This is a genomic window from Filifactor sp., from assembly GCF_057248345.1.
On record NZ_DBHIIC010000059.1, the window covers coordinates 1 to 7,134 of the forward strand.

A 7,134-nucleotide genomic window follows, 5' to 3' on the forward strand; every position below is an offset into this window, starting at 1 on the left:
TGACTAAAATTATACTTAATTTATTTTTTACTGCATTTATTTTTAAGTATGATTTATCACTTTCTTCATTATTTATCACAAAAAAGAGTAATTATTGCTTTTGATGACAATCATAAAAAAGCACAATTACTCTTTTTATACTAATACTTACTTCTAAATATTCTATCTTTCGGAGTGAAATAATTTCACTGAACTTTCCCAATGAATTTTTAATGCTATAACAAAACAAATCAAGCCTGCCACACTATTTGAAAATACATTTCCCCAAAATACAGAATAAACACCCATACTTTTTTCAAATGCCAGTATAAACAAATATCTTAACAACCATATACGAAGTACTCCGGTAAACACAGGAATTTTTGTTTTCCCCAATCCGATGAAAGCGCCTTGAGCTATCATGTATAAGGAAAATCCTATGATTGCTACTGTGTAAATTTTGACAGCATCTATCGTAATTCCGAGCATAGATTCACTCGTATGAAAAAGTAACACCAGTGGTTTTGCGAACGGAAAGAATACAACTATAATGATAAACGAAATAATAATCGCAACAATAGAAGCTCTGTAAAAAGTATTTTTTGCTCGTTCACTTCTTCCTACCCCTATATTCATACTCACCATTGTTGTTACAGTAGTACTGAGGGAGGATGGAATCAAGAAACAAATTGTGCTTAGATTAATTGCAATGGTTTGAGCATTCATAATGTTTCCACCGTATTTTTGAACTTCCATATTAATCAAAACAAATCCCACATTTACAGTCATATGATTAATCATAGCAGGAACTCCCAATCGAAATGTCTCTTCTATAATTTCTTTGTCAAAATGAAAATCTTTTAATGAAAGTTTCAAATCAGAGTCTTTGATGAACAAGTCATAATACATCCAAACACTGATACAAAAATACGAAGATAAAGAACCCAATACAGAACCAATTGTTCCTAAATGCAACACATATAAATATATTGTGTTAAATACTACTTTTCCGACTAACAAAAAAATCATTCTGTACAAAGTTGCTTCCGGCTGTCCAATCCCATTTTTGATAGAGTTAAAAATCGCTGTCAAAAAAAGAAATGGCATTACAAAAGAGTATAGTCCCAAATAGATAAATACATCTCCAGCTATCTCAGAATTGATAAATCTTGTAGCAATCAATCCACTCACAAAACAAAACGGAGCCATTACAATTCCTGCCAAAAATCCAACTACCATAAGTTGTGTAGCTATTTTTTTTACTAATTCTTTATTTCCAGATCCATTTGCACTACCAATCATTGCCATTCCGGAAACACCCAATCCCATAGACATCCCGTTCAAAATATTAATAATAGGAACAACAAATCCTACAGATGCTGCAACTACATATCCCGATGTTCTATTTAAAAATAAACTGTCAATAATCGGAATCAGAGACTGAATAAGGCACATAACAAGAGTCGGTACTGATAAAAACAGCAGTGTGTTCATCAATTTTCCGTTTAATATCATGTCTCTTCTTTCTTCTAAGGTTTGATTAAATAAACCGAAACTTTTCATCTTGTTATCTCCTTTCATATATATACAGGTAATTATATCATACTTTCACATGGTGATGTAAGTTTAGAAACTACTGTTTTTTAAAAAAGATATCTCCTTTTCATTAGATGATATTTCCAATGAAAAGGAGAGTATTTAATTTAATTTAATTTAATTTAATTTAATTTAATTTAATTTAATTTAATCTAATGCATCTTTAATTTTTCCCCAAAATCCTTTTGATTCTTCCGTAACATAGTCGCCACATTCTTGAGCATACGCGCGCAACAACTCTTTTTGTTTTTCTGTTAATTTTCGTGGAACTTCTACTTTCACACGAACTTTTTGATCTCCACGTCCACCATGTCTCATATAAGGGATTCCTTTCCCTTTTAATCTAAATATAGTTCCTGTTTGTGTACCTTCCGGAATCTTATATTTTACTTTTCCATCTAAGGTCGGAACTTCAATTTCGTCTCCCAAAGCTGCCTGTGTAAACGAAATCGGCAACTCCATCCAAACAGTATTGCCATCTCTTTCAAAAATGGAATGTGGCTGTACTCTGATTTGCACAAGCAAATCTCCTCGTGGTCCCCCTTTTTCTCCAGGTTGTCCTTGACCGCTCATTCTAAGCATCGTTCCATCTTCAATTCCGGCAGGAACTTTGACTGACACTGTCTTTTTTCCGGGAATTGTTTTTCTTCCCCCACATTTTGAACATCGTTCTTCAATAATTTCGCCCTCTCCATGACAACTTGAACAAGTTACTGTTTGCATCATAACTCCGAACGGAGTCTTGACTTGCTGACTCACTTGACCGCTCCCATGACAGGTTGGACATGTTTTGCTACTTGTTCCGGGTTTTGCTCCTGTTCCATGACAAACATCACATTCTTCTTCCCTACGAACAGTTACTTCCTTATCAATTCCAAAAGCTGCTTCTTCAAACGTAACATTTACTGTATACCGTAAATCAGCTCCCCGTTTAGGTCCATTTCTCCTTTGTCGCATTCCTCCACCAAACATATCTCCAAACATACTTCCAAAGATATCACCTAAATCTGAAAAATCTGCTCCTTCAAATCCTCCTGAAAATCCTGAACGAGGATCAAATCCTGCATGTCCGAACTGATCATAAGTCTTTCGTTTTTCTGCATCAGACAGTATTTCGTAAGCTTCATTTACTTCTTTGAACTTTTCTTCCGCTTCTTTATTATCAGGATTTCTATCCGGATGATATTCCATTGCTTTTTTTCGATATGCTTTTTTTATTTCTTGTTCAGTTGCACCTCTACTAACTCCAAGAACCTCATAATAATCCCTTTTTTCCATATTTTCACCTCTCTATGATGACGGAAGAAGTAGCCTGTGAAACACACAAGCTACTTACTCTGTCTATGCAATGGTCTATTCTATTAATTTTTATCTACTTCTTCAAAATCTGCATCTACTATATTGTCATCTTGAGACTGTTCTTCTTGTGGTGCGTCTGCTGTTTGTGCTCCCTCATACATTTTTTGAGAAATTGTATGGAATTTATTCATTACTTCATCAATTGCTTTTCTGATTTCCTCAGAAGTTGAATTTTCATTGTCTTTAACCTTTTTCAATTCTTCCAATGCATTCTTCACTTCTGTTTTTTCCTGTTCAGAAACTTTGTCTCCCACTTCGTTCAACGTTTTTTCAGTTTGATAAATAGTAGACTCAGCTTGATTTAAAGCTTCCATTTTTTCTTTTTTCTTCTTATCTTCTTCTGCGTGCATTTCCGCTTCTTTTACTTTCTTTTCAATTTCTTCACTGGATAAATTGGAAGATGAAGTTATGGTAATATTTTGCTCTTTTCCTGTTCCTAAATCTTTTGCTCTAACATTTACGATACCGTTCGCATCAATATCAAAGGTTACTTCAATTTGCGGAACTCCTCTCGGTGCCGGTGGAATATCAGATAATTGGAATCTTCCCAATGTAATGTTATCTGCCACCATGGAACGTTCCCCTTGTAATACATGGATATCTACTGCAGGTTGGTTGTCTGCCGCTGTTGAAAAGACTTGTGATTTTTTAGCTGGAATAGTTGTGTTTCTTTCAATAATTTTTGTAAACACTCCACCTAAAGTCTCAATTCCTAATGAAAGTGGTGTAACATCCAACAATAAGATATCGTTTACTTCTCCTGTCAATACTCCACCTTGTACAGCTGCACCAAGTGCAACACATTCATCCGGATTAATTCCTTTGTGTGGTTCTTTTCCTAAGAATTTTTTTATTTCTTCTTGTACTGCCGGAATTCTGGTAGAACCTCCTACCAAAATAACTTTATTGATATCACTTGGAGATAATTTTGCATCTTCCATTGCTTTCTTTGTAGGCTCAATTGTTTGATTTACCAAATGTTTTGTCAATTCTTCAAATTTTGCTCTACTTAAATCCATATTAAAGTGTTTTGGTCCTGTTGCGGTTGCTGTGATAAATGGTAAATTAATATTTGTACTTAAAGTGGAAGATAATTCTTTTTTTGCATTTTCTGCAGCATCTTTCAAACGTTGTAGACTCATTTTATCTGCTTTTAAATCTACTCCTTCTTGTGCTAAGAATTCTTTTGCCATATAGTCAACCAAAACATTGTCAAAATCATCTCCACCTAAATGATTATTTCCACTTGTTGCTAATACTTCAAAGGTTCCATCAGCAATTTCAAGAACAGATACGTCAAAAGTTCCTCCACCGAGGTCAAAAACAAGAATTTTTTCTTCAATGTTGTCTTTTTCAAATCCATAAGCAATAGAAGCTGCTGTAGGTTCATTGATAATTCTTTTCACATCTAATCCTGCTATTTTTCCGGCATCTTTAGTTGCTTGTCTTTGTGCATCTGTAAAATATGCAGGTACAGTAATAACAGCACTTGTTACAGTTTCGCCCAAATAGCTTTCTGCATCGGATTTTAGTTTTTGAAGAATAATAGCAGAAATATCTTGTGGAGTATAGTCTTTTCCATCTATTGTTACCTTATGTGCAGTTCCCATTTCTCTCTTAATAGAACTAATTGTTCTATCAGGGTTTGTTACAGCTTGTCTTTTTGCAGGTTCTCCCACAAGTCTTTCTCCTTCTTTTGAGAAAGCAACTACGGATGGAGTCGTTCTTAATCCTTCTCTGTTCGGAATAACAACCGGTTCTCCTCCTTCTAAAACTGCAACACATGAATTTGTAGTACCTAAATCTATTCCTATTGTTTTACCCATAATAAAATCTCTCCTTTTTATTTAATCTATATAATATAATGAATTTTTAATTTGACACTTTAACCATTGCAGGTCGAATCACTTTATCTTTTAATAAATATCCTTTCTGGAATACTTCTAAAATTTTACCACTTTCTTCTCCTTCTTCCTGCATTACAGCATGATGAAAATTAGGATTAAATTCTATTGTTGTATCAATCTCTTGCACACCATTTTTTTCTAAAGTAGAAAGTAATTGTTTATAAATTAATGTCATTCCTTCGTAAAGCGATCCTTCTTTTTCTTCGATTGCATCCAATCCTCTTTGGAAATTATCCAAAACCGAAAGTAAATCTAATATTATTCTTTCATTTGCCAGTGATGACAACATTTCTTTTTCCTGTTCTGTCCTCCTTTTATAGTTAATAAATTCTGCTTGTATTCTCTTAACAGAATCTGTTAACTCTTTTAATTGTAGTTCCTCTTCTGACTTTTTATTTTCCTCCAATTTTTCCATAAAAGAGTCATTTACAGTTTCTATTGATTCTGTTTTAGGTGATACACCCTCATTTACAGTATCTTCTAACTCATCTGTACTTTCTTTTAGGTCTACTTCTTTTTCTAATATCATTTCTTTTTCATCTTTTGACAAACCTTCTCCTCCTCATAACAATTATTAAACAATGCTATCTATGTCAAGAATCATTTAATAGCTTATTAATTTGCTTTTGTAAATAGCTCATCACAGAATATGCTCTCTGATAATCCATTCTTTTTGGACCGATAATTCCTACCTTTCCTATAGAAACTCCATCCTTAATATAATTTGCAGTAATAATAGAACAATCTCGCATAACAGAATCCATCCTATCATCACCAATTATAATATTAATATTGTCTTTTTCAATTCCTCTAATATCCAAAGCTTTTTTCAAAATATCCTCTTCTTTCATCATAGTAAAAAAGGACTTTGCTCTGCTGATATCATTAAATTCAGGATGATTAAAAATATTTGTCATTCCATGAAAAACAAGTTGGAAAGAATCGTTTGGATGATGGATCTTTTCTTCTAAAAATGAAAAAATATCATCTAAAGTTACTGTATACTCACTAATTTTAGACTTAATGTATGGAAGCAAACTTTCACTTATATCATCATAGCATTTACCTATTAAGGTCTCATTGATTGCTTCTGATATCAATCTTAAGGATTCGGCATCTAACATCTGATGTAAAATCATAGTATCATTTATTACTTCTCCATCGTCTAAAACTGTTATAATCACAATTCTTTTACTATCAATCGGAACAAGTGATATATTTTTCAATACTCTTTTTCTGTTCTGTGTTTCTAAGATGCCAATTGATGTATAATTAGTCAGTTCAGTAATCAAATCCAGAGACTCTTGTAATAAGGTAGTAATTTTATCAATATTTTTTCTCAGTTTAGACTGAATCATCTGTTTGTCATACTCTGCCAAAAAATCAGGCCCCATCATATTTTTAACATAAATTTCATATGCCTTTTCAGAAGGAATTCTTCCTGCAGAGGTATGAGGCTGAACTAATAACCCCAATTCTTCTAAATCGGACATCTCGTTTCGTATTGTTGCAGCGCTAACATTCAAATCTTGATTCTTAGATATTGTTCTTGAACCGATCGGTTCAGCAGTATGAATATATTCTTGAATGATAAACTCTAAAATCCTTAATTTTCGATCAGTTAAATTATTTTTCATCTCATCCTCCCTTCTTTCCAATGTGCTCTACTCTTCATCTAAATTCTGATTATTAGCACTCTTTATTGTTGAGTGCTAACTTAATTCTATATTACCCATTTTATGTTTAGTTGTCAACAATTACATATTATTTTTTTAAAAAATTACAAATTTCCCATAATTTTTTTAAAATAAAAATTGGAATTCGTTTATACAAAAAACAAATTCCAATTCATGTGTCATTTCAAAACTCGTTTTATAACTTCTACTAAAAGATCAATAGATTCTTCTTCCTTAGAATTTTTTTTGATATTCTTAAGATATCCTTTGATATGCTGCTCTAAAATAATCAAACTTACATTTTCTAAAGCGGAAAGAGATGCAGAAACTTGCGTAATAATATCTAAACAATCACGATCCTCTTGAATCATTTTTTGAATTCCACGAATTTGTCCTTCAATTCTATGAAGACGATGAATCAAATTTTTCTTTTCCAGTAATCTTTCCTTTGATATTGTATCAAAAGTTGAACATTCTTTAACAAGATTTTCACCACTCATTTCATTGTCAGTATTATTCGTTAAATTATGCTCTATCGATTTTGTCATGATAATCTTATCCTTTGCAATCTTAATGAATTTGCTACTACAGAAACAGAACTGAATGCCATTGCAGCG

At 32.7% G+C, this 7,134-nt stretch carries 6 protein-coding genes; all 6 read right to left on the reverse strand.

All coding sequences use genetic code 11. The features are described from left to right. Window positions 1-162: 162 nt before the first annotated feature. The gene (locus ACO5GE_RS07560; RefSeq protein ID WP_484830306.1) at window positions 163-1,542 is read right to left on the reverse strand and encodes an MATE family efflux transporter; all 1,380 of its coding nucleotides are present in this window, start codon (window positions 1,540-1,542) and stop codon (window positions 163-165) included. Window positions 1,543-1,722: 180 nt separating this feature from the next. Then, window positions 1,723-2,853 carry a molecular chaperone DnaJ gene (gene dnaJ, locus ACO5GE_RS07565; protein WP_484830307.1) on the reverse strand — a complete coding sequence of 377 codons (1,131 nt, stop codon included), beginning with the start codon at window positions 2,851-2,853 and terminating at the stop codon, window positions 1,723-1,725. Window positions 2,854-2,936: 83 nt separating this feature from the next. Next, complete coding sequence (gene dnaK / locus ACO5GE_RS07570; protein ID WP_484830308.1) at window positions 2,937-4,760, reverse strand: molecular chaperone DnaK; 1,824 nt, start codon at window positions 4,758-4,760, stop codon at window positions 2,937-2,939. Window positions 4,761-4,806: 46 nt separating this feature from the next. Then, complete coding sequence (grpE, locus tag ACO5GE_RS07575) at window positions 4,807-5,391, reverse strand: nucleotide exchange factor GrpE (protein ID WP_484830309.1); 585 nt, start codon at window positions 5,389-5,391, stop codon at window positions 4,807-4,809. A 43-nt stretch (window positions 5,392-5,434) separates the two neighbouring features. Further along, window positions 5,435-6,478 carry a heat-inducible transcriptional repressor HrcA gene (hrcA, locus tag ACO5GE_RS07580; protein WP_484830310.1) on the reverse strand — a complete coding sequence of 348 codons (1,044 nt, stop codon included), beginning with the start codon at window positions 6,476-6,478 and terminating at the stop codon, window positions 5,435-5,437. A gap of 218 nt (window positions 6,479-6,696) precedes the next feature. Further along, a partial coding sequence (locus ACO5GE_RS07585; RefSeq protein WP_484830311.1) for a metal-sensitive transcriptional regulator occupies window positions 6,697-7,134 on the reverse strand: 438 nt, incomplete at its 5' end.